General features: G+C 62.4%; 10 protein-coding genes and 1 tRNA gene. 7 read left to right on the forward strand and 4 right to left on the reverse strand.

Annotated elements, in window-relative coordinates:
* Positions 1 to 493 precede the first annotated feature (493 nt).
* Positions 494 to 1,975, forward strand: coding sequence for a glutamate--tRNA ligase (locus tag HPY64_07310; protein ID NPV66937.1), 1,482 nt, complete (start codon positions 494 to 496; stop codon positions 1,973 to 1,975).
* Between the two features lie 87 nt (positions 1,976 to 2,062).
* On the opposite strand, the gene HPY64_07315 is transcribed toward HPY64_07310, so the two are convergent.
* Positions 2,063 to 3,802: a glutamine--tRNA ligase/YqeY domain fusion protein gene (locus tag HPY64_07315; GenBank protein NPV66938.1), complete on the reverse strand. Its 1,740-nt coding sequence runs from the start codon at positions 3,800 to 3,802 to the stop codon at positions 2,063 to 2,065.
* Positions 3,803 to 3,928: 126 nt separating this feature from the next.
* Between HPY64_07315 and HPY64_07320 the strand changes: the two genes are divergently transcribed.
* Together HPY64_07320 and HPY64_07325 are read left to right on the forward strand one after the other, a co-directional pair.
* Positions 3,929 to 4,000, forward strand: a tRNA-Gln gene (locus tag HPY64_07320).
* A 234-nt stretch (positions 4,001 to 4,234) separates the two neighbouring features.
* On the forward strand, positions 4,235 to 6,655 hold the full coding sequence (locus HPY64_07325; GenBank protein NPV66939.1) for a tetratricopeptide repeat protein: 2,421 nt from the start codon (positions 4,235 to 4,237) through the stop codon (positions 6,653 to 6,655).
* A 72-nt stretch (positions 6,656 to 6,727) separates the two neighbouring features.
* On the opposite strand, the gene HPY64_07330 is transcribed toward HPY64_07325, so the two are convergent.
* Positions 6,728 to 7,150, reverse strand: a complete 423-nt coding sequence (locus tag HPY64_07330) for a response regulator (protein NPV66940.1) — start codon at positions 7,148 to 7,150, stop codon at positions 6,728 to 6,730.
* Between the two features lie 152 nt (positions 7,151 to 7,302).
* Between HPY64_07330 and HPY64_07335 the strand changes: the two genes are divergently transcribed.
* Complete coding sequence (locus HPY64_07335; protein NPV66941.1) at positions 7,303 to 8,151, forward strand: tRNA (adenine-N1)-methyltransferase; 849 nt, start codon at positions 7,303 to 7,305, stop codon at positions 8,149 to 8,151.
* Positions 8,152 to 8,236: 85 nt separating this feature from the next.
* Here HPY64_07335 and HPY64_07340 read toward each other — a convergent pair whose 3' ends face one another.
* Entirely contained in the window at positions 8,237 to 8,887 is a 651-nt protein-coding gene (locus HPY64_07340) for a 50S ribosomal protein L25 (GenBank protein ID NPV66942.1), read from the reverse strand.
* 551 nt (positions 8,888 to 9,438) lie between these two features.
* Between HPY64_07340 and HPY64_07345 the strand changes: the two genes are divergently transcribed.
* From HPY64_07345 to HPY64_07355, 3 genes are all read left to right on the forward strand, one after another.
* The gene (locus HPY64_07345) at positions 9,439 to 10,587 is read left to right on the forward strand and encodes a hypothetical protein (GenBank protein NPV66943.1); all 1,149 of its coding nucleotides are present in this window, start codon (positions 9,439 to 9,441) and stop codon (positions 10,585 to 10,587) included.
* 12 nt (positions 10,588 to 10,599) lie between these two features.
* Entirely contained in the window at positions 10,600 to 11,520 is a 921-nt protein-coding gene (gene menA / locus HPY64_07350) for a 1,4-dihydroxy-2-naphthoate octaprenyltransferase (GenBank protein NPV66944.1), read from the forward strand.
* 146 nt (positions 11,521 to 11,666) lie between these two features.
* Entirely contained in the window at positions 11,667 to 13,376 is a 1,710-nt protein-coding gene (locus tag HPY64_07355; GenBank protein ID NPV66945.1) for a L,D-transpeptidase family protein, read from the forward strand.
* Positions 13,377 to 13,471: 95 nt separating this feature from the next.
* On the opposite strand, the gene HPY64_07360 is transcribed toward HPY64_07355, so the two are convergent.
* On the reverse strand, positions 13,472 to 14,929 hold the full coding sequence (locus HPY64_07360) for an NAD(P)-dependent oxidoreductase (protein NPV66946.1): 1,458 nt from the start codon (positions 14,927 to 14,929) through the stop codon (positions 13,472 to 13,474).
* Positions 14,930 to 15,165 lie beyond the last annotated feature (236 nt).

Genomic DNA, 15,165 nt, shown 5'->3' on the forward strand with positions numbered 1-15,165 from the left:
CCACCCGTGGATCGGGCAGGTCCCGAAAACTGATGAGTAAGCTGATCGGGTTTTCGTCTGACATAGTGCCTCCTGGTTAGAGGCATCCTATTATTCCCTATCAGCACTTTTGATGCGATTGCCCTGAGCCAGTCGGAGCTGCTCCGCTAGCATACCGAATGCAATACACGCCTGCCAGCCAGAAGCCTCACCGCCTGAGCGAGCAGCCAGCACCAAGGATTTTCCTGCCCGGCGACCGGCATGACGAACCTTTGCCCTCGCACCTTAACCTCCCTATCCCCACCCCACCCGCGTGTAGCATGGCCCGATCATCGACAGTCGCGGCCCGCCTTCCCACCGCTGACAGCCACCCTGCGCGGCGGTATAATCATCTCTGCTTGTTCCAGCAAACGGTGTTACCGGAGTGTTTCCTGCCACCCGGCGGGTTGCCAACACCCTGCGCAATCCGGGCCGGGTTTCCGCCCGGACTGGCCCTAATCGGAGGAGCGCCATCGTGGATCGTCCAGTTCGTGTCCGTTTTGCGCCCAGCCCCACCGGCCCATTGCACATCGGTGGGGCGCGGACGGCGCTGTTCAACTGGCTGTTCGCCCGCCATCACGGGGGCAGCTTTATCCTGCGGATTGAAGATACTGATCGCAGTCGCTACAAAGCCGGCTCGCTGGAGCAGATCATCGAGGGTCTGCGCTGGCTGGGCCTGAACTGGGACGAAGGCCCGGAAGTGGGCGGCGCTTACGGCCCGTACTTCCAGTCCCAGCGCACTGAACTCTACCGTGAGTGGGCTAACTGGCTTGTGGCGAACGATAAGGCGTACCGCTGCTACTGCACGGCTGAACGCCTGAACGCGATCCGGAAGTCGAATCCCTCCGGCTATGACCGTCATTGCCGCTACTTGACGCCGGAGGAACGGGCAACCCATGAAGCGCAGGGTGATCCCTTTGTCATTCGCTTCAAGATGCCGCTGGAAGGCACAACCACCGTATTCGACGAGATTCGCGGCAATATCGTGGTGGACAATGCTACACTGACCGACCTGGTGCTGCTGAAGTCGGATGGCTTCCCCACCTATCACCTGGCGAACGTGGTCGACGATCACTTCATGGCCATCACGCACATCATGCGCGCCGAGGAATGGATCCCCACCGCGCCCGTTCACCGTCAGCTCTACGAGGCTTTTGGCTGGGAGATGCCGCGTATCGCCCACCTGCCCGTGATCCTGAATCCCAGCGGGCGGGGGAAGCTCAGCAAACGCTCGGCGGGGCGGCTGCCGGATGGGCGGCGGGTGCCCGTGCTCCTGCACGAATTCCGTGAGGCGGGCTATCTACCGGAGGCACTGGTAAACTTCCTGACCAATATTGGCTGGAGCTTTGGCGAGGATCGCGAAGTTTTCAGCGTGGAAGAGACAATCGCGCGCTTTGACCTGTCACGGGTTAACCCGGCGGGTAGCAAGTTCCCGCTGGAGAAGCTTGACTGGCTCAACGGGGTATACATCCGGCAGAAAACGGTGGAAGATCTGATGCCGTTGCTGCGTGAGCGCCTGGAGGCGGCGGGGTATACCGTGCGCGATGAGGTGCTGCGGCAGGCGATCCCGCTGATCCAGCCGCGTCTGCACTCGCTCAATGACGTGGTAGAGAAGGCTGGCTTCTTCTTTGCGGAAACGGTGACGCCCACGGCGGAAGATCTGATTCAGGAGCAGATGGACGCTGCAAGCACACGGACAGCCCTGGAAGCGGCTTATGGTGTGCTGGCCGGCCTGCCGGTCTTTGAGACCGCGGCCATCGAAGCGGCGCTGCGCGCCCTGGCCGGGACATTGGCGCTCAAGCCACGCCAGCTGTTCGGCGTCCTGCGTGTGGCGGTGACCGCCCAGGCGGTGGCGCCGCCACTGTTTGAGACAATGGCCATCCTGGGCCGGGAGACGACACTGGCCCGGATCGCCGCGGCGCAAGCGCTGCTGGTCGATACACCGGTTGAGGGTTAGCGCCGCGCGCCTGCCTGTTGAGGATAACCAAACACCCCTCCACCCTGTATAACGGTGAAGGGGTGTTTGGCGTTTACAGGCCGGCGGCTACTCGCCTTTGGCAGCGATCTTGGCCCACTTGTCGCGCAGGGAAACCGTCCGGTTGAAGACCAGCTTTTCCGGCGTCGAATCGGGGTCGACGCAGAAATAGGCTATGCGCTCAAACTGGTAACGGGTGCCGGGCGCGGCGCCGGCAACGCTTGGCTCTACCCAGCAGGTCGGCACGATTTCCAGCGAATTGGGGTTGAGGTTGGCCGTGAAATCCTGGCCTTCTTCCACGTCATCCGGGTTGGCCTTGAGAAACAGGTGATCGTACAGCCGGGCTTCCGCCTGGATGGCATGGGCAGCGGAAACCCAGTGCAACGTCGCCTTGACCTTGCGGCCATCCGGCGCATCGCCGCCGCGTGTTGCCGGATCGTAGGTGCAGCGCAGTTCCACGACCTGTCCTTGGGCATCCTTGACCACATCCACGCACTTGATGAAGTAGGCATAGCGCAGGCGAACTTCCCGCCCTGGCGCCAGGCGGTAGAACTTGGCGGGCGGGTCTTCCATAAAGTCGTCCTGTTCGATGTACAGCACGCGGGAGAACGGCACCAGGCGGGTCCCCATGGCCGGGTCTTCCGGGTTGTTGATAGCCTCCATGTACTCGACCTGACCCTCCGGGTAATTCTCAATGACCACGCGGAGGGGGCGCAGCACCGCCATCACCCGCGGCACGCGCAGGTTAAGGTCCTGGCGCAGGCAGTGCTCCAGCAGAGCGATATCCACGATGCTGTTGCTCTTGGAAACACCGATGCGCTCGCAGAAGTCGCGGATGGCTTCCGGCGTGTAGCCGCGCCGGCGCAAGCCGGAGATGGTCGGCATACGCGGATCATCCCAGCCGCGGACGTGACCATCGCGGACCAGGCGCAGTAACTTGCGCTTGCTGAGCACCGTGTTGGTCAGGTTCAGGCGGGCAAATTCGATCTGCTGCGGATGATAGATCTCCAGCTCATCCAGGAACCAGTCGTAGAGGGGACGGTGATCCTCAAATTCCAGCGTGCAGATGGAATGTGTGATCCCCTCGATCGAGTCCGACTGACCGTGGGCGAAGTCGTACATCGGGTAGATGCACCAGGTGTTGCCGGTGCGGTGGTGCTCAGCGTGAAGGATGCGATAAAGCACCGGGTCGCGCATATTGAGGTTAGGCGAGGCCATATCGATCTTGGCCCGCAACACACACGTACCATCCGGAAAGTCACCGCGACGCATCTGCTCAAAAAGAGCCAGGTTTTCCTCCACCGAGCGGTTGCGATAGGGGCTTTCCCGTCCGGGTTCGGTCAGCGTACCGCGATATTCGCGGATCTCGTCGGCGCTGAGATGGTCAACGTAGGCCTTGCCCTTCTTGATCAGCTTAATGGCAAATTCGTAAAGCTGTTCAAAATAGTCAGAAGCATAGAAGAGCCGGTCTTCCCAGTCCGCGCCTAGCCAGCGCACATCTTCGATGATCGAGTCGATGTATTCCTGATCCTCTTTGGTCGGGTTGGTGTCATCGAAGCGCAGGTTGAACTTGCCATTGTACTTCTTGGCGATGCCATAGTTCAGGCAGATCGACTTGGCGTGACCGATGTGCAGGTAGCCGTTTGGCTCCGGTGGAAAGCGGGTGTGGACACGTCCGCCATTCTTGCCAGCGCGTAGATCGGCTTCGATGATCTCGTGGATGAAGTTGGTCGCGCCCGGCGCAGGAATTTCCGCGGGGGGCAAAGGAGGGTTACTGTCGCGTTCGTTCTCAGGCGTAGTCATAGTCATCACCTTGGATGGCGGGTGCAGGTCTGCCCATAAGTGTAGCTGATTTGCCATAGCGATCATACATTGCCGGGCCGCTTTTTGCAGCCTTGACATTCAGGCCGGGCTTGCTAGAATAAGCAATGTTGATGGGGGATAGTTTAATCGGCAGAACGACTGGTTCTGGCCCAGTTAGTCTTGGTTCGAGTCCAGGTCCCCCAGCCTGCAAAAGCCTTCCCGGTGGGAGGGCTTTTTCATTTTGTGGGCGGCTTGCTTTGCCGCTTAACCTGGCGCGTCCCGTTCGTCTGGCCTGTCATCTCTTGGCTTTTGCCCCTCCCTTGGCTCTTGCCTCCGGCCCCTTGCTTTCCGTTTTGTCGCTCCAATCACGACCGTTCCAACCCATCCTCAGCGGTTGAGCGGTTGACAGACCGCGCTTGCCCCGCCATAATCCCGCGCATGAGCCGACCTGCTTTCCTCACAATGGGCCTGCTGCTCCTATTGACCGGTGTCTTGCTAGCTGGCTGCGACCTGATCGCCCCGGCACCGCAGCCGATCTACATCACTGCCACGCCGGTAGAGCCGCTTCCAACCGCGACCCCAACCCTCCCACCAACACCGATCCCGACCCCGACAAACACGCCGGATGTGACGCTGCGCATCGCGGAGACCCAGCTGCGCAATGGGCAGTATGAGCAGGCCATTGTCACTTACCAGACTGTACTCGATCAGCCGGCGGCTGAAGCCAACCTGCTGGCTGCTGCAGCCTATGGACAGGGCGAGGCGGCGCTGCGAGCCGGGCAATTCAACGCCGCAGTCAACGCGCTAACCCTGTTCCTTGAGCGCTATCCGACGGATGCGCGCATACCCTGGGCGTACTTCCTGCGCGCTGACGCCCTGATGGGGCTAGGGCAATGGCAGGCTGCTGCCGCCGACTTTCAACAGTACCGGGCGCTGCGCCCCGGCATCATCGACAGCTATGTCTATGAGCGCCTGGGCGATATTCTGCTGGCGCAGGGACAGACGGCGGAAGCTCTGGCTCAGTACGAGCAAGCGGTACAGGCCGGGCGGGCGCTGGTTCCGTTGCTGGCGCTGCGGGAGAAGGTGGCTCAGATTTACGCCAATGCCGGCCAGACGGCAGCAGCGGTGACCCACTATGATGCCATCCTGGGCGTGGCCCGTAACCCCGGTTACCGCGCCGAGATTCTGTTCCTGGCAGGGCAGGCGCTGGCGCTTGGCGGTGATCAGGCCGGGGCCTTCGCCCGCTATCGCCAGGTGGTGGCAGACTACCCGGATACGCCGTACGCCTACCAGGCATTGCAGGCCATGCAGGAAGCCGGGCAGACAGTTGACCCGGCGCTATGGGGGCGAATCAGCTTTGCCGCCGGGGACTACAACGGCGCGATCACAGCGCTGCACCAGTACACCAGCCAGACGCCCCTGAGCGAGATTCCCCCTGCTGTGCACCTGACGCTGGGACGCGCCTACCGGGAGGTGGGCAACTTTGGTGCGGCCTGGACGGCCTTCCAGACTGTGATCGACCTGGCGCCGACCAGTCCGGAGTTCGGCGTTGCTCTGCTGGAGCAGGGCCGGACGCGCTTTGTAGCTGGCGATACAGCGGGCGCGATCGAGCGCTACCGCTACCTGGCGGAGACTTACCCGCAGCTCCCGGAAGCGGCGGAAGCGCTCTGGCGCATCGGGTACCTGTACGACACGCAGGGTCAGACGGCAGAGGCGCTGACGACATTTGAGCGACTCGGGAAGAACTATCCTGGCAATCAGTGGGCGATGAACGGTCTGCTGCGGGCAGCCACCATCGCGCTCAAGCAGAATGACCTGGCTACAGCGGAACGGGTGCTGGCCATGCTGGGGGCGACGGGCAACGGCCAGGATGTTGCGGCGGCTTACCTGTGGCTGGGACGCCTGGCCCGGCAGAATGGCAATCCCACCCAGGCGGAAAGCGCCTTCCGGGCGGCGGCAGCAGCTGATCCGGGCGGATACTTCAGCATCCGCGCTGAGGACCTGCTGGCCGGGCGTGGGGTTTTTGAGCCACCGGCCAGCTACCGCTTCGAGTTTGAAAACCAGGTGGAGCTTGGCCAGGCGGAAGACTGGTTGCGGGCCACGTTTGACATCGCCCAGACCGAGGCGTTGTGGCCGCTTTCCGAACGTCTGGCCGCTGATCCACGCCTGATCGCCGGGCGGGAACTATGGGCGGTGCTGGCGGTCACCGAAGCCAGCGAGGAGTTCTACAGCCTGCTGGACGAATACAAGGATGATCCGCTGGCCAGTTACCAGCTGGCAATCTGGCTGCGCGGCATTGGCGCTTATCCGCATTCGATCACTGGCGTAGCGAATATCCTCAAGAAAGCCAATGTCCCCACACTGGCTGCGCCGGCTTACCTGGCCCGGATGCGCTACCCGATCTTCTATAGCGACCTGGTGATCCCGGAGGCGCAGCGGTATGGCTTTGACCCATTGTTGCTGTTCGCCCTGATCCGGCAGGAAAGCCTCTTTGACCGCTACGCTACCGCTGCCGCTGGTGAAAAGGGCCTGACCCAGGTGATTCCAAGCACGGGCGATTACATCGCAACCCGGCTGAACTGGCCGGACTATGATCACAGCGATCTCTTCCGGCCTTATGCCAGTATCGCCTTTGGCGCGTACTACCTGTGGGAGCAGTTAAGTCGCTTCGGCTTCAATATCCCGGTCGGGCTGGCGGCATACAATGCCGGGCCAGGGAATGCTGCATCATGGCTGGAGGCTACCGGCAGCGATCCGGATGTGTTCATTGAGGGCATCGGCTTCGAGGGTACACGGACATATGTGCGCCGGCTCTACGAGCACTATCATGTCTATCGCCAGCTCTACGGGACGGGGTGAAGCTGTTGCTGGAGGACAACAAAAAGCCGGCCCCCCTGGGGACCGGACTTTTATCTGGCGGTCAAAAAGTATTTATTCGGTGACGATATTCATGTCCAGCATCTTGCGGACCTTGTCCACCAAGTCATGGTGCAGAATGGGCTTGGGCAGGTAGTCATTGGCGCCAGCATCCATGCCACGCATGACGCTCTCAGCGTCGCCACGTGCAGAGAGGATGAGCACAGGGGTAGACCGGGTGGCGGCACGGTTGCGGATAACACGGCAAAGCTCAATGCCATCCATGCCGGGCATCATCACATCAAGAATAATCAAATCGGGCGTTGTCTTTTCCAGTTCAGCCAGTGCGGCATTGGCATCTTTGGCCTTAATGACGTTGAAACCGCCACGCTCAAGCATAATACCGATCAGAGTTAGAGCGCCGATCTCATCGTCTACCACCAGAATATGCTTCATCCCCGATGTCTCCCTTCCTGTGGCGACGTTGAGGAATTCCATCACCGCTGCTGGGTCTAGTTTAGCATTCTTCGCAACCTTTGCAAACCGCCCCTGAGGGCCAGGTGATGTGATTTTAGGAATTCTTAAGTTGGCGTCCTGTTCTTCTGCAGGCACGGCCTCGCCGGGCACAAGTGAACCATCAGGAGGATGGCATGATTGACGCGGAACGGACGACAGTCGCTTACGGCGATGTGGTGCTGTTTGTGAGCAAAGATCGCAAGACATTCCTGCGCTTGCTGACACCGGGGGGGCGGTTGCAGACACATTACGGATTCATCGACTTTGATTCCGTGATCGGGCTGCCCTTTGGCAGCCGGTTAAAGACACACCTTGACCAGGATATCTGGATGCTGGCGCCGAATATCGACGACCTGATCCGCTATATGCGCCGCGAGACGCAGATCATCTTCCCCAAGGACCTGGGATACATCCTGCTCAAGCTGGGGATTCGCCCCGGCGTGCAGGTAATTGAGGCGGGCACTGGCAGCGGCGGGCTGACCACCGCACTGGCGATCATGGTCGGGCCAACAGGGCGGGTCTATAGCTACGAACGGCGTGCCCGGATGCAGAACCTGGCCCGCCAGAACCTGGAAAGGCTGGGTCTGCTGGATCGGGTCACCCTGATCGAGCGCGATATCGCCGAGGGGTTCGACCAGCAGGGGGTGCATGCAGTCTTTCTGGATGTCCATGATCCCTGGATGTACCTGGCACAGGCTCACGCGGCATTGCGGGGGGGCGGTTTCCTGGGCTGTATCGTCCCGACGCTGAACCAGGTTGTGGAGCTGAATCAGGCCCTGCACAGCCGGCTGTGGTTTCTGGTGGAAGTGGAGGAATTGCTCCTGCGCCAGTACAAGACGTTGCCCCGACGTGTTCGACCGGATGAGCAGATGGTCGGGCACACGGGCTTCCTGATCTTTGCGCGGGCGATCACGGGAGCTGACGGAGGAGAAGGACCGGAGGAGATCGACCTCTGGGACGATAGCCGGGCCTCGGATGAGTGATCGTGCGTGGTGCTGGGTACAGACAGCGGGTGATCTGCTTGACCACCCGCTGTGCAGTGCTTCGACAACTGTGAGAGGGGAAGCGCTATTCTTCCTCCTCTTCCTCCTTGCCGCGGCGGATGACTTCCACTTCGCCAGCAGCTTCCACGGGGCCTTCCAGCTCTTCCTCTTCCGGACGGGTGGCGTACTCCAGACGAACCAGCACTTCGGTTGGCTCCATCAGGATCGTCACGCCTTCGGGGACCTCGAGGTCGGCCACTGTCAGGAAATCGCCAATTTCTGCCAGCCGCGCCACATTCAGTTCCAGATGGGCAGGAATGTTGGTTGGTAGCGCCTCGATCTCGATCAGGACGCTCTCCGTAGCCACGATCGCTTCACCGGAGCGAACCATCTCAGGCACGCCCACAGTGACGAAGGGCACCTCGGTGCGGATCTGGGTGTCCAGGGACACGGCATGGAAGTCGACGTGCAGGATGTCATTGCTCAGTACATCCCGCTGCACTTCGCGGACGAGCACGGTGTGCTTATCCGCACCAACGGTGATCTCGATCAGGCCGGTGCCGCCAGCCCGGCGGAGCACGGTGCGCAGGTTATCGACGGGCACCTGGATGTTGACGGCCTGCTCCAGCTTCTGCCCGTAGATCACCGCGGGAATCCAGTCCATCGCGCGCAATTGTTTGACCTTCTTGCCGGTGATCGTCCGGGGTTGGGCTTCCAGAGTGATAATCTCGGTCATGGTTTTGGTTCTCTCCCTGCAGAGTGTTCTGCTGCCTGTGTAACCACGTGTTCCGGGTCAATCGGATGCCAGACGGACCCGCTCCGGATGGGCGGGCCGCAAATACAGGCCGCTCATGCTGAGGCCGCCGGGTGGCGGGGCAGCAGGAGCCATGGCTACCGGACACGCTGGCCGGATTCGGCTGGGCCGGACGGCAGGGCAGTTCGCCCCGGTCAACAGGCGCAACCGCAGCGGAGTGAGCCGCAGTGTACCGGGAACACGGTTTCGGCCTGGGGTTTGACGTCTTTGCTGGCGCAATCCAGCGCTGGCCATGGCCGCCGTCCGCGACGCGCAGGAAGCATGTCCGGTGATCAGCCGCTGGCCTGACCCCGCCATTCTAGCGATCGGCTGGCCTGCCGTCAATGGCTGGTTGGCGCTTTCCAGCCACCGTTCCGGGCGGAGCAAGCCACAACTGGCTTTGCTGGTTGGAACCAGGACGCCCGCTGCCAAGCGCCCACAGGCTGGTTATACTTCACCGGAGAGCGACACACCGGGAGACTCAGGTGGCAACGATGGATCAACAGATCAGGGATATCATCCAGCACATTCACGATTCGCCCGTGCAGGCTGTTCTGGTGGCAAGCGGCGGCGGCAGCCAGGCGCTGGCCTGGTTGATGAGCGTGCCAGGAGCCACACGGACGGTGCTGGAGGTTACACTGCCCTACAGCCACCCATCGTTTGAGCGATTCCTGGGGAAGCGCCCGGCGCACTTCGTGGCGCGGGAGACGGCGATACAGATGGCCGCCATCGCCTACCGGCGGGCGCGGATCCTGGCTCCGGAAGGCACGCCGGCGATCGGGCTGGCCTGCACGGCGGCGCTGGTGACCGACCGGCCTCGACGCGGTGAGGATCGCTGCCATGTGGCGGTGCGCGATGAGCGCCGGATCACCACCTATGCGCTGGTTCTACAGAAAGGCAGCCGCGACCGGGGCGAGGAAGAGGATATCGTCAGCCGGCTGGTGATCCGGGCGCTGGCGGAAGCCTGTGGGTGTGCTCAGCCGGTAGCGCTGCCTCTGCTTCCATCAGAACGTGTTGAGGTAAGCTACGAGGACGCGCCAGACCCGGTGCTCAAGGTGTTGCGGGGGGAACTGCCCGCCATCCTGATCGAGCTGAATGGGCAGGTCAGTACCGAGTTACCGCGTGATGTAGCGGTCCTGCCGGGCGCATTCAACCCGCTCCATGGCGGCCATACTCAGCTGGCGCATATGGCCGGGCAGTTGACCGGACGGCGGGTGATCTTTGAGCTTTCAGTGCTGAATGTGGACAAGCCGCCCCTACTGGAGGCGGACATTCGCCAGCGACTGGAGCAGTTTTACGGCCATGGCGCTATTGCCGTGACGACCACGCCGTTGTTCGAACAGAAAGCGCGGCTCTTCCCCGGCAGTGTGTTTGTGGTTGGCTATGATACGGCTACCCGTCTGGTCAGCCCACGCTACTATGGCGGCGACGCAGGCGCGATGCTGGCCGCACTGGAATCGATCCGCGACAGAGGATGCCGCTTCCTGGTCGCCGGGCGTCTCTTTGAGGGTCGGCTGCATACGCTGGATGATGTGCCGGTGCCTGAGGAATTCGCCGGGATGTTCACCGCGATCCCGGCGGAGGTCTTCCGCGTGGATATTTCGTCGACCGCGCTGCGCGAGCAGGCCAGCGGCGGGTTGTAAAAGGGAAGGACCATGGGGATTCTCGCAACGCATCCTTACGTGGCGGCATGGTACCGCGCCAGCCGCCCGCGCACGCTGACCGCCACCTATGCCCCGCTGGGATTGGCAGCGGCCATCGCCCTGGACGATGGCGTGTTCGAGGCTGGGCGGTTTGCGCTGGCGCTGATCGGTGCGCTCTTCCTGCAAATTGCCGCCAACCTGATCAATGAATACGCTGACTTCCGGCACGGGGCGGATGCGCTCAAGCAGGCCGGGCAGGGGATGGTGATCAAGCAGCGGGTGCTGACCCCGCGCGAGGTGCTTTGGGGGGCCATCCTGACGACGACTGCCGGCGTGATCATTGGTCTGGTGCTGCTGCTTCAGAGCGGCCCGCTGTTGTTGTGGATTGGATTAGGGGGCGTACTGGTCGTGATCACCTACACCGCCGGGCCATTCCCACTGGCGTATCACGGCCTGGGAGAAGCAGCTGTGTTTGTTTTCATGGGGCCGCTGATGGTGCTGGGCGCCTATTACGCCATGTCTGGCGGCCAGACCAGCCTGACCCCGTTGCTGGCCGGGCTGCCGATCGGCTTCATGGTGGCAGCGATCCTGCACGCCAACAACATCCGCGATATGGATGCTGACCGTGCCGTCAATAAGCGCACGCTGGCGGTGATCTTTGGGCTGCGCGTGGCGCGGGTCGAGTACATTCTGCTGGTCGCCGGGTCATATGTGATGGTGGCAATGATGGTTATCGCCGGGGTGATGCCCTGGCCGACGCTGATTGTGCTGGTGACCGCGCCGGAAGCTTACCGCCTGATCCGCATCTTCACGACCAGCACCGACACGGCCCTGCTCCACCAGGGACAGGGGCGCACCGCCCGCCTGCATGGGCGGTTTGGGCTGTGGCTGATGATCGGCTGGTTAGTGACCGTGGTACTGGGTAGGCTTTAAACAGGGGCAATCAACAAAGGCCTCATGCCTGATCAGAGCAGCGGCGCACAGGTCAAGCGCAGGGCAACCGACGGGCTGGCGGCGGGACGAATGCGATCGGGCCTCTGCTATAATGAGGACAAAACCGCCAAGGAGTGCACCTGCCCATGATCCGCCAGCGTCGCTCTCATGCCCCGCAGTCTTCTGGCCCCGTCCGGGTGCCGCCGCACCTCCAGCGCAGGCGGACTCCGGCCCCTGCTCGTGTCATCCAGCCGCGCCCGCTGGTCTATGGGCGGCAATCGTCCCCCCTACGTTCGAATGTGAATGACCGATCTGCTGCCGGTTATGTCCATGGCGCTGCCCCTGCCAGGCGCAGACCTCCCCGCGCCCGCCAGCAGCGCCGCTGGCTACTGTGGGGCGTTGCCGTGCCCCTGGCGGTGATCCCGGCCCTGCTGATCATGTCTGTGGTGCTGCTGGGGCTGGGGCTGACGCTGGCCTACGCGGGACGGGTCTTCCCGCAGGTGATGGTAGCGGGTGTCCCGGTGGGCGGTCTAACACAGGCGGAAGCCGCCCAAACGCTCAGCCATGCCTGGGGAACCGTGCTGTTGCGCGATGGTGAGCGTGTCTGGCCGGTTGAAGCTACGGCGCTGGGCGTAACGCTCGACACAGAGGCGACGGCCGCCCGCGCGCTGGCTCACGGGCGCGGACGCGGCGGACGGCTGGACGGCTTGCTCCGTCCGTCGAATATTGGTCCTGTGCTGGTGATTGATGAGTCAGTCGCCCGCGCTGGTCTGACCTCGCTGGCTCCACAGGTAGCTCTGGCGCCGGTCAACGCTGGCGTGCGCCTGGTTAATGGTCGCGTGGAACCGACGCCACCGCGGGAGGGCCGCGCTCTGGACGTTGAGGCGACATTGCAGCGCCTGAGGACTGATGGTGCGCTGGCTGATGGTACGCTGGCGCTGGTCATGCAGCCGGTCGCGCCCGAAGTAGTCGACGCCACCCCGCTGGTCACGGCGGCGGAACGCCTGCTAAGCCAGCCGCTGGATATCCGGCTCTACGATCCGGTGACCGGGGACATTGTCCACTGGACGTTGCCGCCGGAGCAGTGGGGGGCGTGGCTGGTAGCGGTGCCCGATCCGGGCCAGCCAATTGGCCTGGCGCTCAGCCTGCAGGAAGGAGCACTGGGAGATTATCTGCATGGGCAGGCCGCCGCGGCGCTTGATGCGTCCCGTTATTTGAAGATTGAGGAAGTCGTGGCGGCGGTGCAAGCTGGCCTGGCTAACGGGCAGCCCGCTGCTGATGCCCGCGTTTATCACCACGACCGGCAGCATACCGTCCAGCCCGGCGAGACACTGATCAGCATCGCCTGGGATTATGGCGTACCGTACCCCTGGATTCAGCAGGCTAACGGCGACCTGACCGGCGTTTCCGCCGGGCAGACGATCACGATTCCCTCGCCGGATACTTTTCTGGAATTCCCGGTGGTAGCCGATAAACGCATCGAGGTCAGCATTAGCCAGCAGCGTGTGCGCGTTTACGAGGGCGGCGCCCTGTTGTGGGACTGGCCGGCCAGCACCGGCATCGCCGACAGTCCCACCTGGCCGGGCATTTACCAGATCATCTCCCACGTCCCCAACGCTTATGCGGCTAACTGGAATCTGTATATGCCTTATTTTCTGGGAGTCTACCGGCCAATCCCCGGTGCGGATTTCACTAACGGGTTTCACGGCTTCCCCACACGCGGCGGCAGCCAGCTCCTGTGGACGAACAGCCTGGGCCATCGCGTCACTTATGGCTGCATCCTAATTAGCACTCGCAACGCGGAACTGCTCTACAACTGGGCGCAGGAGGGCGTCGTGGTGGAGATCACACCGTAACGGCGACGCCCCGATCAGGCAGATCACCCTCGGAAAAGATACGGGGACGGCTTGCCAGGAAACCGTCCCCGTTGCAATCCAGGTCTCTGCCGCGCTCAGGACTGGCAGAGATACAGGTGAATAGACTCAGCGGCGTGCAGCCCGGCGCGGATGGCCGTCACGACCAGATCCGGCCCGGTGACAGCGTCGCCGCCAGCCCAGACGTTGGTCATGGTGGTTCTGCCGGTTTGCGGGTCAGCGACGATCAGCCCCCAGTCGCGCGTCTGTAGTTCGGGGTTCTGCTCGCCCAGGGTAGCGTCCGGCCAGTAACCCAGCGCCAGCGCAACAGTATCCGCCGGCTCCATGTACTCCGAGCCTTCGATGGCCACCGGCCGGCGCCGACCACTCGAATCCGGTTCGCCCAGACGCATGCGGATGAATTCGATGCCGATCAGATTGCCGTCTTTGTCACCGATGAATCGTTTGGGCGCGGTCAGCCACTCAAAGCGGGCGCCTTCCTCACGAGCATTGGCGCGTTCCACCCGGCAACCGGGCATCTCCGCCTCGGTGCGGCGGTAGGCGCAGGTGACATCAAGCCTGTAGCCCTGAGCCTTCTGTAGCCGCAGGGCGGTACGGACACAGTCCATGGCGGTGTCACCGCCGCCAATCACAAACACCCGCCGTCCAACGACCGGTCTGCCACTCTCGGCCAGGTGGGTGGGCTGCAGTGGGCGGGGGACATTGGCCCGGATCAGGAATTCCCCTGCCTGGTAAACGCCCTTGAGGTTGGCGCCTTCCCAGTTGGCCGGAACTTCCTTGTTGGCGCCTACAGCAACGTAGACCGCGTCATATTCCGTCGTAAGTTGACTGAGCGGGATGTCCCGGCCGATCCGGGTGTTGGGCACAAAGCGAACACCGATCGTCTCCAGTTGTCTGACTTTGGCGGCAACGCGATCCTTGCTGAGCTTGAATGCGGGGATGCCATAGATGAGCAGGCCGCCGGGGAAAGGGTTAGCATCATAGACGGTCACGGCGTGGCCTTTGCGCCGCAGGCTCTCCGCGGCGGCCAGCCCTGACGGCCCACCGCCCACGATCGCTACGCGCTTGCCGGTATCCGGGGCAACAGTGCCGAGGGGGATGCCTTCGGTAGCAATCTGGTAATCGATCACGAACTTCTCGATCTTGCCGATGCGCACGGGTTCGCCGCTGGTGCCGCCGCCATGCGTGCACGAGCCTTCGCACAGCCGTTCCTGTGGGCAAACGCGGGAGCAAATCTCCGGCATCGGACTGGTCTGGCGGTAGACATTGGCTGCCTCGATGAAACGGCCATTTTCCACCAGGCGCATGATGGTCGGGATGTCATTCCCCAGCGGGCATGCTTGCTGGCAGGGCGCCGGATCGGGGCACTGGATGCAGCGCCCGGCCTCAATGCAGGCAATCTCCGCTTCGTAGTTGAGATAAATTTCGTCAAAATGCTCAAGGCGCTGGCTGGCGTCCTGCTTGGCGACGGGCTGCATGGGCTGGTAGGCGCGTGATTTGCGGTCGATATTCAGATCGGCTCGCTGGTCTGCCATGAACTTGTTCATCCTCCCGTGAGCACCCGATCACGACAGGCCTGATCAGGCTGGTGGTCGCAGTCTACTACTACCATAGGCGAAGGGCGACAATCTGGTAAGTGAAGGCTATCACATTTGTCCGGTTACCTATGGTTGGAATGGGTCGCCTGGTAACCGGCAGTGCGATCGATTTTCTTCAGAACTTCCATCGATTCTTGTATGGTTTGTCGTTGACGTTCGGCGTGTGAGATACT

Source organism: Anaerolineae bacterium (assembly GCA_013178165.1).
GTDB lineage: Bacteria > Chloroflexota > Anaerolineae > Aggregatilineales > Ch27 > Ch27.

Coding starts and splice junctions, on each gene's coding strand:
- HPY64_07315 (NPV66938.1), bottom strand. CDS start 3,802: ATGACTATGACTACGCCTGAGAACGAACGCGACAGTAACCCTCCTTTG.
- HPY64_07325 (NPV66939.1), top strand. CDS start 4,235: ATGAGCCGACCTGCTTTCCTCACAATGGGCCTGCTGCTCCTATTGACC.
- HPY64_07330 (NPV66940.1), bottom strand. CDS start 7,150: ATGGAATTCCTCAACGTCGCCACAGGAAGGGAGACATCGGGGATGAAG.
- HPY64_07335 (NPV66941.1), top strand. CDS start 7,303: ATGATTGACGCGGAACGGACGACAGTCGCTTACGGCGATGTGGTGCTG.
- HPY64_07340 (NPV66942.1), bottom strand. CDS start 8,887: ATGACCGAGATTATCACTCTGGAAGCCCAACCCCGGACGATCACCGGC.
- HPY64_07345 (NPV66943.1), top strand. CDS start 9,439: ATGGATCAACAGATCAGGGATATCATCCAGCACATTCACGATTCGCCC.
- menA (NPV66944.1), top strand. CDS start 10,600: ATGGGGATTCTCGCAACGCATCCTTACGTGGCGGCATGGTACCGCGCC.
- HPY64_07355 (NPV66945.1), top strand. CDS start 11,667: ATGATCCGCCAGCGTCGCTCTCATGCCCCGCAGTCTTCTGGCCCCGTC.
- HPY64_07360 (NPV66946.1), bottom strand. CDS start 14,929: ATGGCAGACCAGCGAGCCGATCTGAATATCGACCGCAAATCACGCGCC.